Here is a 13,374-nt window from a genome sequence, read left to right as displayed (position 1 = left end):
AGACATGGCAACGAACGCAGTGGACGAGACCAAGGCCACCGAGGCCACGACCAAGAAGGCGGTGGACACCACCGAGTCCGACGAGGCGACCCGCACCGAGACCCCGGCCGAGGCCGAGGTCGTCGAGACAGAGGTCGCCGAGACAGAGGTCGCGGAGGCCAAGGAGGAGGCCCCCTCCGGCATCGGCCAGGGTGCCGCCGCCGTGGTCTCCGCCGCGCTGGGCGTCGTCTCGCTCACCGGCAGCTGGGTCGGCACGATCGCCGCGGCGCGCCAGAACCTGGTCGGTCAGCTGGAGACCGCACAGGGGGCCGGCGTGGCCCAGCAGATCCAGGCGGTCTACGGCGACGCCTGGCAGGCCACCGCCCTGTGGGGCGGACTGTTCGCGGCGCTCGCGCTGGTCGTCGGCGTCGTGACGCTCGCCCGGCCCGCGTTCGGCACGCCCGGCAGGATCCAGGCCCCCTGGATCAAGTCCGTGGCCTGGGCGGGCGTCTCGCTCGGCGTCATCGGCCTGTTCCTGGCCGTCCTCAAGTACACCGGCATCCTGCTCGGACTGCCGTCCGCGGGCTGAGTCACCGCAGGTCCTGAGGGGTCTTAGGAGTTCCGTAAGCACCTTACGGAGCCCCTGGGGCCCCTCAGCCGTGTCTAAGGCCCCGACCGCCGCCGAAGATGCGGAACTCTCCCGATGTGGCCGACCCGCCTGGGAGACGAGAGTGAAGTCATCACGGAGAAGCCCTCCGTGACCGACCTCTCACCAAGGACACGCCATGTACGAGTACGAGCTCCAGCAGCTGCGCACCGCCGACCTCATCCGCCGGGCCGATCACGAGCGCCTGGTCCGCGAGGCCACCCGGGCCCGCCGTACCGCCCGCAGCGCGGCGGCTCAGAACTCCGCCGAGCACGAAAGCCATACCCGCGGCTTCCGCCGAACCCGGTCCGCCCGGACCGCGTGAACGGCGGGGCGGCACCGGCCGCCGCGGCCGCTCGCACAGACGCGGCGGCCGGCGATCCGGCCGTTCGGACGGGAACGCAGGCCGGTGATCTGGCCGTCCGCGGTAAAACCGGTCCCGCGCTGTCGGACGCGCATGCGATGCTCGGGGCCGTGGAGACCAGGTCCGTCAGTCCCGTGTTCGTCGGCCGTGCCGAGGAGTTGGGCACGCTGCACGACGCGCTCGCCCGCTCCCGCGAGGGCGAGCCGCAGGCCCTGCTCATCGGCGGGGAGGCCGGAGTCGGCAAGACCCGCCTGGTCGAGGAGTTCGCCGCCGCCGCCCGCCGCCGGGGGGCGGTGGTCGCACTCGGCGGCTGTGTGGAGATCGGCGCCGACGGACTGCCCTTCGCGCCGTTCTCCACCGCGCTGCGCGCCCTGCGCCGCGAACTCCCCGGCGAGCTGGCCGGCGCGGCCGCCGGACAGGAGGAGGAGCTGGCCCGGCTGCTGCCCGAGCTGGGCGAGTCGGGCACCGGGCGGCACGACGAGGACGGCATGGCCCGCCTCTTCGAACTCACCGCACGCCTGCTGGAACGCGTCACCGCCGAGCACACCGTGGTCCTCGCCCTGGAGGACCTGCACTGGGCCGACGCCTCCACCCGCCACCTGCTCTCCTACCTCTTCCGCACCCTGCGCACCGGCCGGCTCGTCGTCCTCGCCACCTATCGCTCCGACGACATCCACCGCCGCCACCCGCTCAGGCCCCTGCTCGCCGAGCTCGACCGGCTCCGCACGGTCCGCCGCCTCGAACTCGCCCGCTTCAACCGCGAAGAGGTGTGCCGCCAGGTCGCCGGCATCCTCGCCCACGAACCCGAGCCGGACCGGATCGACGCGATCTTCGAACGCTCCGACGGCAACGCCTTCTTCGTCGAGGAACTCGCCGTCGCCGGCCACGAGGGCTGCCGCACGGGCCTGACCGACTCCCTGCGTGACCTGCTGCTCGTCCGCGTGGAAGGGATGCCGGAACCCGCCCAGCACACCGCCCGGATCGTCGCCGAGGGCGGCTCCACCGTCGAGTACCGGCTGCTGGCCGCCGTCGCCCGGCTCGCCGAGGACGACCTCATCGAGGCGCTGCGGGCCGCCGTGAACGCCAGCATCCTCACCCCCGCACCCGGCGGCGACGGCTACCGCTTCCGCCACTCCCTGGTCCGCGAGGCCGTCAGCGACGACCTGCTCCCCGGCGAACGCTCCCGCCTCAACCGCCGCTACGCCGAAGCCCTGGAGACCGACCCGACCCTCGTCCCCGCCGACCAGCGCGCGGCCCGCCTGGCCAGCTACTGGTACCACGCCCACGACCCCGCCAAGGCCCTGCCGGCCGTCCTCGACGCCTCCGTCGAGGCCCGCCACCGCCACGCCTACGCCGAGCAACTGCGGCTGCTGGAGCGGGCGATGGAACTGTGGGACGCCGCCCCCGACGCCGTACGCCGCACCCTGCGCCCCGTCGACTACGCCGAGGTCTACCCTCCCTGCGGCTGTGACCCGGCCACCACCGCGCTGCGCCACCTCGACCTGCTGGCGGAGGCGGCCGTGGCCGGACGGCTCTGCGGGGAACGCGAACGCGCCCTGAAGATCACCAGGCGGGCGCTGCGCCTGCTGGAAGACGAGGACGACCCCCTGCGCGCCGCGTGGTTCTGGATCCAGCGCTCCCGGCTGGTGCAGGGGCTCGCCCGGGGCGACGGCTGGAAGGAGATCGCCACGGCGCAGGAGCTGGTCCGGGGCCTGCCGCCGTCCGAGGTGCACGCCGAGGTGCTCGCCACGGCCGCCCACTGGTCGATGCTCCACGAGCCAGGACCGGACGCCCTGACAGCCGCCGAACGGGCCGTCGAGTACGCGCGCATGGTGAACGCCGACGACATCGAGTCCAACGCCCGGCTCACTCTCGGCGGCCTCATGGTCGACGCCGGCCAGATCGAGGCCGGGCTCACGCACATGTACGAGGTCAGGGACGAGGTGGCAGCCCGGGGCCTCGCGGCGATCGTGGGCCGCAGCCATGTGAACCTGCCCTCCGTCCTCGAAGGCGTCGGCCGCTCCGAGGAGTCCGTCGGCATCCTGCGCGAGGGCCTGCGGCTCACCGGGGCGATGGGCCTGCGGGACGCCGAGGCCTGGATCTGGAGCAACCTCGCCGAGTCGCTCATCTCGCTCGGCCGCTGGGACGAGGCCGCCGAGGCCGCCGGCAACGCCCAGCGGCGCGGGCAGACGGCCGGGCCGCACGGGTCAGGCGCCAACCACCTGGCGTTCCTCGCGCTCGCCCGCGGCCATGTCCCCGAGGCCGCCCGCCACCTCGCCGAGGGGCGCGCCGCCTACGGCCCGCACGACCCCATGCCGCAGCACGACCTCCCGGTCTCCTGCCTCACCATCGCCGTCGCCGTCGCCGAGGGCCGCCTCCCCGACGCCCGCGCCGAACTGGCCCGCACCATGGAGTCCGGCCTCCCGCCCGGCACCCAGCGCTACGCCTGGCCGCTGCTGCTCGAAGCGGCCACCGCGGAGGCCGACGCCCGTGCCCTGCCCGCCGCCCGGGACGGCCGCGCGGAGGCCCTGGACGGCATCCTCAGGACCGCCAAGCGCCTCACCACCAACGCACCCGTCTGGCTCGCCCACGAGCTGTGGGTACGCGCCGAACTCCAGCGCGCCGAGGGCCGGAGCACCCCGGACACCTGGTCGCGGGTGGTCACCGCCTTCGAACCCCTGGAGCGGCCCTACGACCTCGCCCGCGTCCGGTACCGCCTGGCCGAGTCCCTGCTGACGGGCGGCGGCGAGGACGAGCGCGACCGCGCCACGGAGCTGCTGCGCCTCGCCCACGCCGTCGCCCGCCACCTCGACGCCCGGCCGCTCGCCGAGTCCGCCACCGCGCTTGCCCAGCGCGCCCGCCTCCCGCTCGCGCCCGCTTCGGAACCGGCCCTCGCTCCCGCCGACCCCGCCGAGGCCCTCGGCCTCACCAGCCGGGAACGGGACGTACTGCGCCTGGTGGCCGTCGGCCACACCAACCGCCGGATCGCCGAGGAACTGTTCATCTCCCCCAAGACCGCGAGCGTCCACGTCTCCAACATCCTGGCGAAGCTCGGCGTCTCCGGGCGCGGCGAGGCGGCGGCGGTGGCGCACCGGCTGGGGCTGTTTCCGGCCGAATCGCTCATACCCCGCCCGGCGGGCTGAGGCATACGCTGTAAGGGAGGCCGTATCGCCGCGGCCGAGGGAGGCACCGTGTTCAACGTGTTCGAGGAACTCTTCTCGCCTGGCCGCAAGCACACCCGCGACGAGCAGAACCGCCTGGAACTGACCCGGGAGGACACCGGCGACGGCGATCCCGGACGCGGGCCGATAGACCTGGCGTCCGGAAAGGTCGTCGTACGTTCGCAGCAGGAGCCGGAAGACCGCGAGGTCTAGGGCCTGTCGTTTGGATCACGCCGCAGACGCGGGGTCTGGCACGCACATCTGCCGCGTTGTCGTCGGTCCCCGACTCCCCCACGCTCGGCTGCGCTCGCGCGGGCGGTGCCCCCATCGCGTCGACTCCCTCCTCCGCCTTGCAGCTGCACGCACCAGACCCCGCTCACGGCGCTGACAAGGTGCCGTCGATTTCCTGCGACCTGATCCAAACGACAGGCCTCAGCCCCGCGAGGGCTACCGCACCCGCACCTCGAGGATCCGGTCGTCCCCGTCCTTGGGGCTGCCCCGGCCGTCCGTGTTGCTGGTCACGAGCCACAACCGGTCGCCGCCCGCCGGGACGACCGTGCGCAGCCGGCCGTACTCGTCCTCCAGGAAGGCCTGCGGGTCGGCCGAGGCCTCCGTGCCGTTCAGCGGGACGCGCCACAGCCGCTTGCCGCGCAGGCCCGCCATCCAGATCGAACCCTCGGCGTAGGCGATGCCGCTGGGGGACGCCTCGGCCGTGGTCCACTGGTCGATCGGGTTGTGGAAGTCCCCGTCGCCCGACTCGCCCTCGGCCTCCGGCCAGCCGTAGTTGTCGCCCGGCTTGATCGCGTTGAGCTCGTCCCAGGTGTCCTGGCCGAACTCCGAGGCGAAGAGCCGCTGCTTGGTGTCCCAGGCGAGGCCCTGCACATTGCGGTGCCCGTACGAGTACACCGGCGAGCCGGCGGTCGGGTTGCCCGGCGCGGGCTCGCCCTCCGGAGTCAGGCGCAGGATCTTGCCGCCGACGGAGTCCTTGTCCTGGGACAGGCCCGTGTCGCCGCTCTCGCCGGTGCCGACGTAGAGCATCTTGTCCGGGCCGAACTCGATCCGGCCGCCGTTGTGGATGAAGCCCTTGGGGATGCCCCTGAAGACCGTGTCGGGAGCGCCGAGCTGTTCACCGGCGGGCTTCTTCTCGTCGTAGAGCATGCGGACGATGCGGTTGTCGCCGGCGGAGGTGAAGTACGCGTAGACCATGTGGTCCGAGGCGTAGTCGGGTGACAGGGCGATGCCCAGCAGGCCGCCCTCGCCGGCGGCCGATACGCCCGGCACCTCGCCCAGCTCGGTCTTCTTCCCGGTCTTCTCGTCGACCCGGACGATCGTCCCGTCGTCCCGGGAGGAGACGAGCAGGCCTCCGCCCGGCAGGGGAGCGAGGCCCCAGGGGGAGTCCAGGCCCTCGGCGACGGTGCGCACCACCCGCACCGAGCCCTTGGCGGGAGGTGTCTCTTCGGCGGCCTGCCGCGGCGGCGCGGAGGACTGCGGTGCCGTACGGCTCGGGGAGGCTCCCTCGTCCGAGCCGGATGATCCTCCACCGTCGGAGGAACAGCCGGCCGTCAGCAGGAGCGCGGCGGCGGCCAACACGGCCGGCACGGCTCGACGTTGCACGATCATGGTCCCTTCGACGCGGCGGGTTCTCCTTGTCATACACCGCTCGCGCCTCACAAGTTCCCGATCACCGAACCCCGAACCGCGAACAGGGGGCCCTGGGCGGGTTTGTGCCGAACGCCCCGGGGTCGGACCCGGCTCAGTCCCACGACCCCTGAGCCCGGGGCAGCAGTGCCACTTCCCGCAGATTGTCGGGCGTGAGACGCAGGGCCGTCGCGGCCGCGTTCTCCGTGACCCAGCGCTCCTGCTTCGCGCCCGGGACCGGGACCACGTGCGGGCCCTGGGCCAGGACCCAGGCGAGGGCGACCTGGGCGGGGGTGACGTGCTCGCCGTGGCGGCGGGCCACGCGGCGCAGGCCCGCGACGATCGGCTGGTTCGCGGCCATCATCTCGCCCGTGAAACGGGGGTGCCGGGCGCGCAGGTCGTCCGGCTCGAAGCCCGCGCCGGTCCGCAGCCTGCCGGTCAGATAGCCGTTGCCGAGCGGCATCGCGGCGAGGAAGCCGACGCCCCGCGTCTCGCACCACGGCAGCAGGTTCTCCAGCGCCTCGGGGGACCACACCGACAGCTCCGCCTCCACCGCGCTCACCGGGAAGACCTGCTGCACCCGCTCCAGCTGCCTTATCGTCGCGTCGTGCAGCCGGGCCCCGCCGCGGCGGCCGGCCCGCGCGCCGACCGCGCACAGGCCCAACGCCCGCACCTTCCCGGCCTGGACGAGCTCCGCCATCGCGCCCCACGTCTCCTCGACGGGCACCTCCGGGTCGGCCCGGTGCAGCTGGTAGAGGTCTATGACGTCCGTCTGGAGGCGCCGCAGCGAGGCGTCGCAGGCACGTTTCACGTACCCCGGGCGGCCGTTGGCGACGATGTGCTGGTCGCCCACGAGCAGACCGACCTTGGTCGACACGAAGGCATCGGACCGGCGCTCCTTCAACGCCCGCCCCACCAGCAACTCGTTGGTGAAGGGGCCGTACATGTCGGCCGTGTCCAGCAGGGACGCGCCCAGGTCGAGCGCCCGGTGCACCGCCCTGAGCGACTCGTCGCCACGCTGTCGCGACGTGCTGTAAGCCCAGCTCATCGGCATGCACCCGAGTCCGACGGCCCCCACCGCGAGCGCCGCCGCGCCGATCGTCCTGCGCTCCACCTGGTCGTGACCCTCCCTGTTCCGGCCACCCCAACCTAACCTCTGCCGTCCCACGCTCCTGACATAGCCTCCAGAGCATGACTGCTGACGTGTGGCTGCCCATCCCGCCGGACGAGATCGAGGGACTCCCCGAGGGTCCCGGCTACCGCTACTGGAACGGAGGGGAGGACTTCCCCGCGGACCCGGCGGACTGCGCCTTCTACGTCGTCCCCTACATGAAGCCCAGCCCGCTGTGCGTGCGCCCCATGCCGGAGATGAGCCACGTACAGGTCGTGCAGACCCTCTCGGCCGGGATCGACCACGTGCAGCCCGGGCTGCGGCACCTGCGTCCGGGCGTGCGGCTGTGCAACGCGCGCGGGGTGCACGAGGCCAGCACCGGAGAGCTCACCCTCGCGCTGATCCTGGCCTCGCTGCGCGGGATCCCCGACTTCGTCCGGGCGCAGGACCGGGGGGAGTGGCTCGGCGGGTTCCGGCCCGCGCTCGCCGACAAGAACGTTCTCATCGTGGGCTACGGATCGATCGGCGAGGCCATCGAGGACCGGCTCGTGCCGTTCGAGGTGGCGCGGGTGGCGCGCATCGCGCGCTCCGAGCGCACCACGGCGCGCGGTCCGGTGCATCCGCTCACCGAACTCGCCACTCTGCTCCCGGAAGCGGACATCGTCATCCTGTCCACGCCGCTCACCGAAACCACCCGTGGACTGGCCGGGGCCGACTTCCTGTCCCGGATGAAGGACGGCGCGCTCCTGGTCAACGTGGCCCGCGGCCCCGTCGTCGACACCAAAGCCCTGCTCGCCGAGGTGGAGACCGGCCGCATCACCGCCGCCCTCGACGTCACCGACCCGGAGCCCCTGCCGCGCGAACACCGGTTGTGGCGTGCGCCGGGGGTACTCATCAGCCCTCACGTCGGCGGACCCACCTCCGCGTTCCTTCCGCGCGCCAAGCGGCTCCTGGTGGACCAGTTGAACCGTTATGTGAACCGGGAGCCGCTGCGCAACGTGATCCTTACGACGGGTGCATCAACAGGCTGAACCGACCTCGGGCACCGTCCGCAATCCTTCGGGTGCGGTGGGTACTCATATATCTGTTGATCGTCACGGAGAGTAGAGAACCTATGTCCCTGAGTGACGAGACTGGTGTATCGTCCCGACAGGGGCAGCGCCGGGGGTATTCGGCGCCGGGGACTTCGGACTGTGAGGGGGGCGACAGGCGATGCACGGCCTATGGACGAGCGATCCGACGGGGCGGGGCGGCCGGCGGCGACCCTGGCGGACAGCCGCGTTCAGACGCGGTCACCACGCCGATCACGGCGGCCACCACACCCACCACAGTGATCACCATCGAGGGGTACGGACCGGGAGGGTCCGGTGAGCGCGCCGCCGACCCCCATGCTGGACGGAGCGCTGCGGGCACAGCCTTCGTCGCCAGGGGTACTGCTGCCCCGGACGCCGGCCCGCGGCCATCGGCCGGGCCCGGCCCTCCAACTCGTCCTCGCCGTGGTCTGCGCGGGGTATGCCGTCGGTGCCGCGCTCGGCTGGGGCTCGTACCAAGTGGCCCTCATCATGGGCGACTTCGGGCTGAGCGCCGCAGCGGCCACCGCCTCCCTCTCGTGCTTCCTCTACGCCCGTAACCGCCGCACCCGCTTTCGGCCCGCCTGGCTGCTGTTCGGCCTCTCCTCGGCCATGGCATCCCTCGGCAATCTGGTCTGGGGCTGGTACGAGGTGGTCCTGGGCCTGCCCGTGCCCAGTCCCAGCTACGCCGACCTGTTCTTCCTGTGCTTCGCGCCGCCCGCGATCGTCGGTCTGCTCGTGCTCGCCAAGCGGCCGGTGAGCAAGGCCGGCTGGGTCTGTCTCGGGCTGGACGCCTGGCTGATCGGCGGCTCGCTGCTCACCCTGGCGTGGAGCCTCGCCCTCGCCCAGGCCGCGAAGTCGGAAGGGCCCGGCGTGGCGCACACCGCGCTGTCGCTGGCCTATCCGCTGCTCGACATCGCGCTGGTCAGCATGGTGCTCGCGCTGCACTTCAGGCGGTCGGCGGTGAACCGCTCCGCGGTCAACACCGCCATCGGGGCGCTCGCGCTGACCGTGATGTGCGACGCCCTGTTCACCTCGCCGCTGATGCACCACCACTACCGCTCCGGTCAGCTGCTCGACGCGGGCTGGTTCGCGGGCTCGCTGCTCCTGGCGTACGCCCCGTGGGCCGGGTCCCGCACGCCGGACACCGACCGGCACGGCCCGGACCGGCAGAGCACGGTGGGGCACACGCGCGTGGTGCACGAGCACGTGCCCGGGCAGCGCAGCGGCCCGCACCACCATCCACCCGCGCCCGGAGGCGAGCTCGGCCGGTATCCGGCCACCCGGCCCATCGCCGGCTCCCTCGCCGCCCTCACGCCCTATCTCGCGGCCGCCGTGTGCACCCTGGGGATCCTCTACAACGTCCTCAACGGCCGCAGCGTCGACCGCGTGGTCCTGCTGACCGGGGGCACGGTCGTGCTCGCGCTCGTCGTGCGCCAGGGCATCATGCTGCTCGACAACATCACCCTCACCCAGGAACTGGCGCAGAAGGAGAACCACTTCCGCTCCCTGGTGCAGGGCTCCAGCGACGTGATCATGATCGCCGCGCCCAGCGGTGTCCTCCGGTACGTCTCCCCGGCCGCCGCCGGTGTGTACGGCCGCTCGGCGGAGGATCTGGTGGGCACGGAACTGGCCAGTCTCATCCACCCGGAGGACCTGGGCTGCGTCGTGCACGAGGCGCGGAGATTCCTCGCCGCCAACCCGGGCGAGGAGCCCACCACGCGCATCGAGTGCCGTTTCCGGTCGGGTGACGGAGGCTGGCTGAACGTCGAGTCGACCGTCAACCGCCATCACGGCGGCCTCATCTTCAACAGCAGGGACGTGACCGAAAGGGTCCGGCTCCAGGCCCAGTTGCAGCACAACGCCGAGCACGACCCGCTCACGGACCTGCCCAACCGCTCCCTGTTCACCAAGCGCGTCCAGCACGCGCTCTCCGGCCGCCGGGCCTCCGACCGGGGCCTGGCCCTGCGGAACACGGCCGTGCTGTTCATCGATCTCGACGGCTTCAAGGCCGTCAACGACACGATCGGGCACCAGGCGGGGGACGAGCTGCTGGTCCAGGCCGCCCGCAGACTCCAGGACTCGGTCCGGCAGGGCGACACCGCCTCCCGGCTGGGCGGCGACGAGTTCGCGGCCTTGATCGTCGGGGACAACACCCGAGACCGGGCCGCCCGGGAACGGCACATAGTGGAACTCGCCGACCGGCTCAGGACGACGCTGTCCCAGCCGTACCTCATCGACGGCAACGATGTCCGTGTCAACGCCTCCATCGGTGTGGCCTTCGCGGAAGCGGGCCTCGGCGCGGGCGAGCTGCTGCGCAACGCCGACCTGGCCATGTACCGCGCCAAGGCCGGCGGCAAGGGCCGCGTCGAGCTGTACAAGCCTCAGATGCAGCAGGACGTCGTACGCAAGGCGGAGCTGGCCACTCGCCTGCGGGCCGCGCTGCACGACGGCGAGTTCGCCCTGCTGCACCAGCCGGTGGTCTGCCTGGAGGACGGCCGGATCACGTCGGTGTCCGCGCAGGCGCGCTGGCGCTCTTCGCAGGGGGTGCTCTTCACTCCGGCGGAGTTCCTGCGCGTGGCCGAGGACAGCGACAAGACCGCCGAGCTGGGCCGGTGGATGATCGAGGAGGCCGTCGAGCAGGCCGCCGAGCGGCAGGCGACCGGGCTGTCCGCGCCGGTCGTCGTCCGGATGAGCGCCCGCCGGCTGCTGGACCGGTCGATGCCGCTCGGCTCGATCGAGGCGCTGCTCACGCGGCACGGGCTGCCGTCCGGGTCGCTGATCATCGAGCTGTCCGACGCCGACCCGAAGGTCTCGCCGGACGAGCTGGAGCGGCGTCTCGGCGCCCTGCGGCGGGTCGGCGTCCGGATCGCGCTCGACGGGTTCGGCGGCGACTGCGCGGCGATCACGGCCCTCAGGCGGCTCCCCGTCGACATCCTGAAGCTCGACCGCGGTCTGGTCGAGGGTGTCGTCGAGTCCGCCCGGCTGTTCAAGATCACCAGCGGGCTGCTGCGCATCGCCACCGATCTCGGTCTGAAGTCCGTGGCCGAGGGGGTGGACCTGCCCGAGCAGGTCGTCGCCCTGCGCGCGATGGGCTGCACGCACGGGCAGGGCATGGCGTTCTCCGGACCGCTCGACGAGTACCGGCTGCGCCGGGCACTCGCCGGCGGTCACTATCCGGTGCCGAACGGACCGGCCGAGCCGGCGTTCGCGGGCGGTGCCCCGCGGGTGTACAGCTCGGGAGTGTCCGTCATCGGAGGCGGTACGGGCCTACGCTCACATAATGAGACTCCCGTCCCACCCACTTGACAGTGAGTGTGCGCCGGGGGGAGGGTCTGTGCCATGCGCACCCGAATTCTCGTACTTGGAAAGCGCGTCGGCTGACGCTGAGCCTCGACCGCTCAGCGACTCCACCCGGCGCGCTCCCCTCGCTTGCCTTATGGCACGAGGGGTTTTTTGTTGCACAGGCGCCTTACGTGCAGCAGCCGAATACCGTACAAACCTCGCAAAAAACCCTCAGCATCTGAGAAGAGAATGCCGATGACCGAGCAGGCCACCGGGGCCCATCACCCGCAGCCCCGGCCCCGATCCGGAGGACACTCCGCCCCCGAGCAGGTGACGGGCGCGCAGTCCCTCATCCGCTCTCTCGAGGAGGTCGGCGCCGACACGGTATTCGGCATTCCCGGCGGTTGCATCCTCCCGGCCTACGACCCGCTGATGGACTCCACCAGGGTGCGCCACGTCCTGGTCCGCCACGAGCAGGGCGCCGGTCACGCGGCCGAGGGCTATGCGCTGGCCACCGGCAAGGTCGGCGTCTGCATGGCCACCTCGGGGCCGGGCGCCACCAACCTGGTCACCCCGATCGCCGACGCGCACATGGACTCCGTGCCGCTGGTCGCGATCACCGGCCAGGTGGCGTCCAAGGCGATCGGCACGGACGCCTTCCAGGAAGCGGACATCGTCGGCATCACCATGCCGATCACGAAGCACAACTTCCTCGTCACCAAGGCCGACGACATCCCGCGGGTCATCGCCCAGGCCTTCCACATCGCCTCCACCGGCCGTCCCGGCCCGGTCCTGGTCGACATCGCCAAGGACGCCCTCCAGGCGAAGACGACCTTCTCCTGGCCGCCCGCCATGGACCTGCCCGGCTACCGCCCGGTGACCAAGCCGCACGCCAAGCAGATCCGCGAGGCCGCCAAGCTGATCACCCAGGCCAAGCGGCCCGTCCTGTACGTCGGCGGCGGCGTGCTCAAGGCCCAGGCCACCGCCGAGCTGAAGGTCCTCGCCGAGCTCACCGGCGCGCCCGTCACCACCACCCTGATGGCGCTCGGCGCGTTCCCCGACAACCACCCGCAGCACCTGGGCATGCCCGGCATGCACGGCTCGGTGGCCGCCGTCACCGGCCTGCAGAAGGCCGACCTGATCGTCGCCCTCGGCGCCCGCTTCGACGACCGCGTCACCGGCAAGCTGGACAGCTTCGCGCCCTTCGCCAAGATCGTCCACGCGGACATCGACCCGGCCGAGATCGGCAAGAACCGCGAAGCCGACGTGCCGATCGTCGGGGACGCCCGCGAGGTCATCGCCGACCTGATCCAGGCCGTCCAGAAGGAGCACAGCGAGGGCCATCAGGGCGATTACAGCGCCTGGTGGAAGGACCTGAGCCGCTGGCGCGACACCTACCCGCTCGGCTACGACCAGCCCGACGACGGCTCGCTCTCCCCGCAGCAGGTCATCGAGCGCATCGGAAAGCTCGCTCCCGAGGGCACGATCTTCACGGCGGGCGTCGGCCAGCACCAGATGTGGGCCGCCCACTTCATCGAGTACGACAAGCCGGGCACCTGGCTGAACTCCGGCGGCGCCGGAACCATGGGCTACGCCGTCCCGGCCGCCATGGGCGCCAAGGCCGGCGCACCCGAGCGGGCCGTCTGGGCCGTCGACGGCGACGGCTGCTTCCAGATGACCAACCAGGAGCTCGCCACCTGCGCCCTGAACAACATCCCGATCAAGGTCGCCATCATCAACAACGGCGCTCTCGGGATGGTCCGCCAGTGGCAGACCCTCTTCTACAACCAGCGGTACTCCAACACCGTGCTGCACTCCGGCCCGGAGGACGTCAACCCCGAGGCCCGCGGCACCCGCGTCCCCGACTTCGTGAAGCTGTCGGAGGCCATGGGCTGCTACGCGATCCGCTGCGAGTCCCCGGACGACCTCGACAAGGTCATCGAAGAGGCGAACTCGATCAACGACCGCCCGGTCGTCGTCGACTTCATCGTCCACGAGGACGCGATGGTGTGGCCGATGGTCGCCGCCGGCACCTCCAACGACGAGATCATGGCCGCCCGGGACGTCCGCCCCGACTTCGGCGACAACGAAGACGACTGAGAGCCGTAAAGGAAGCAGAT

The 13,374-nt window shown here is 72.0% G+C and carries 9 protein-coding genes; 7 read left to right on the top strand and 2 right to left on the bottom strand.

The genetic code is table 11. The features are described 5' to 3' along the window. The first annotated feature begins 4 nt into the window (after window positions 1-4). The 4 genes from OG542_RS11775 (at window position 5) to OG542_RS11760 (ending at window position 4,363) form a co-directional block, all read left to right on the top strand. Window positions 5-568, top strand: a complete 564-nt coding sequence (locus tag OG542_RS11775) for a hypothetical protein (protein ID WP_311127873.1) — start codon at window positions 5-7, stop codon at window positions 566-568. Between the two features lie 196 nt (window positions 569-764). Next, window positions 765-950, top strand: coding sequence for a hypothetical protein (locus OG542_RS11770; RefSeq protein ID WP_311127874.1), 186 nt, complete (start codon window positions 765-767; stop codon window positions 948-950). Window positions 951-1,087: 137 nt separating this feature from the next. After that, window positions 1,088-4,132 (top strand): helix-turn-helix transcriptional regulator, encoded by a 3,045-nt coding sequence (locus tag OG542_RS11765; protein WP_328410479.1) that lies wholly within the window; start codon window positions 1,088-1,090, stop codon window positions 4,130-4,132. A gap of 48 nt (window positions 4,133-4,180) precedes the next feature. Further along, window positions 4,181-4,363 carry a DUF6191 domain-containing protein gene (locus OG542_RS11760; protein ID WP_328410477.1) on the top strand — a complete coding sequence of 61 codons (183 nt, stop codon included), beginning with the start codon at window positions 4,181-4,183 and terminating at the stop codon, window positions 4,361-4,363. Between the two features lie 234 nt (window positions 4,364-4,597). On the opposite strand, the gene OG542_RS11755 is transcribed toward OG542_RS11760, so the two are convergent. Together OG542_RS11755 and OG542_RS11750 are read right to left on the bottom strand one after the other, a co-directional pair. Next, window positions 4,598-5,803, bottom strand: a complete 1,206-nt coding sequence (locus tag OG542_RS11755) for a PQQ-dependent sugar dehydrogenase (protein ID WP_311127877.1) — start codon at window positions 5,801-5,803, stop codon at window positions 4,598-4,600. Between the two features lie 100 nt (window positions 5,804-5,903). Next, window positions 5,904-6,902 (bottom strand): aldo/keto reductase, encoded by a 999-nt coding sequence (locus OG542_RS11750; protein ID WP_311127878.1) that lies wholly within the window; start codon window positions 6,900-6,902, stop codon window positions 5,904-5,906. Between the two features lie 77 nt (window positions 6,903-6,979). On the opposite strand from OG542_RS11750, the gene OG542_RS11745 reads away from it, so the two are divergent. From OG542_RS11745 to OG542_RS11735, 3 genes are all read left to right on the top strand, one after another. Further along, window positions 6,980-7,930 carry a 2-hydroxyacid dehydrogenase gene (locus OG542_RS11745; RefSeq protein WP_311127879.1) on the top strand — a complete coding sequence of 317 codons (951 nt, stop codon included), beginning with the start codon at window positions 6,980-6,982 and terminating at the stop codon, window positions 7,928-7,930. 336 nt (window positions 7,931-8,266) lie between these two features. Further along, window positions 8,267-11,278: a putative bifunctional diguanylate cyclase/phosphodiesterase gene (locus OG542_RS11740; RefSeq protein ID WP_328410474.1), complete on the top strand. Its 3,012-nt coding sequence runs from the start codon at window positions 8,267-8,269 to the stop codon at window positions 11,276-11,278. 225 nt (window positions 11,279-11,503) lie between these two features. Beyond that, the gene (locus OG542_RS11735) at window positions 11,504-13,354 is read left to right on the top strand and encodes an acetolactate synthase large subunit (RefSeq protein WP_311127881.1); all 1,851 of its coding nucleotides are present in this window, start codon (window positions 11,504-11,506) and stop codon (window positions 13,352-13,354) included. Window positions 13,355-13,374: the final 20 nt, after the last annotated feature.

The organism is Streptomyces violaceus (assembly GCF_036014075.1).
Classification (GTDB): Bacteria; Actinomycetota; Actinomycetes; order Streptomycetales; family Streptomycetaceae; genus Streptomyces; species Streptomyces violaceus.
This window is presented reverse-complemented; position numbering and strand designations above follow the sequence as displayed.

Bases quoted from the DNA above. Each gene is read 5' to 3' on its own strand.
- OG542_RS11745 (WP_311127879.1), top strand. From the start codon at position 6,980: ATGACTGCTGACGTGTGGCTGCCCATCCCGCCGGACGAGATCGAGGGA.
- OG542_RS11765 (WP_328410479.1), top strand. From the start codon at position 1,088: ATGCTCGGGGCCGTGGAGACCAGGTCCGTCAGTCCCGTGTTCGTCGGC.
- OG542_RS11755 (WP_311127877.1), bottom strand. From the start codon at position 5,803: ATGACAAGGAGAACCCGCCGCGTCGAAGGGACCATGATCGTGCAACGT.
- OG542_RS11770 (WP_311127874.1), top strand. From the start codon at position 765: ATGTACGAGTACGAGCTCCAGCAGCTGCGCACCGCCGACCTCATCCGC.
- OG542_RS11735 (WP_311127881.1), top strand. From the start codon at position 11,504: ATGCCGATGACCGAGCAGGCCACCGGGGCCCATCACCCGCAGCCCCGG.
- OG542_RS11775 (WP_311127873.1), top strand. From the start codon at position 5: ATGGCAACGAACGCAGTGGACGAGACCAAGGCCACCGAGGCCACGACC.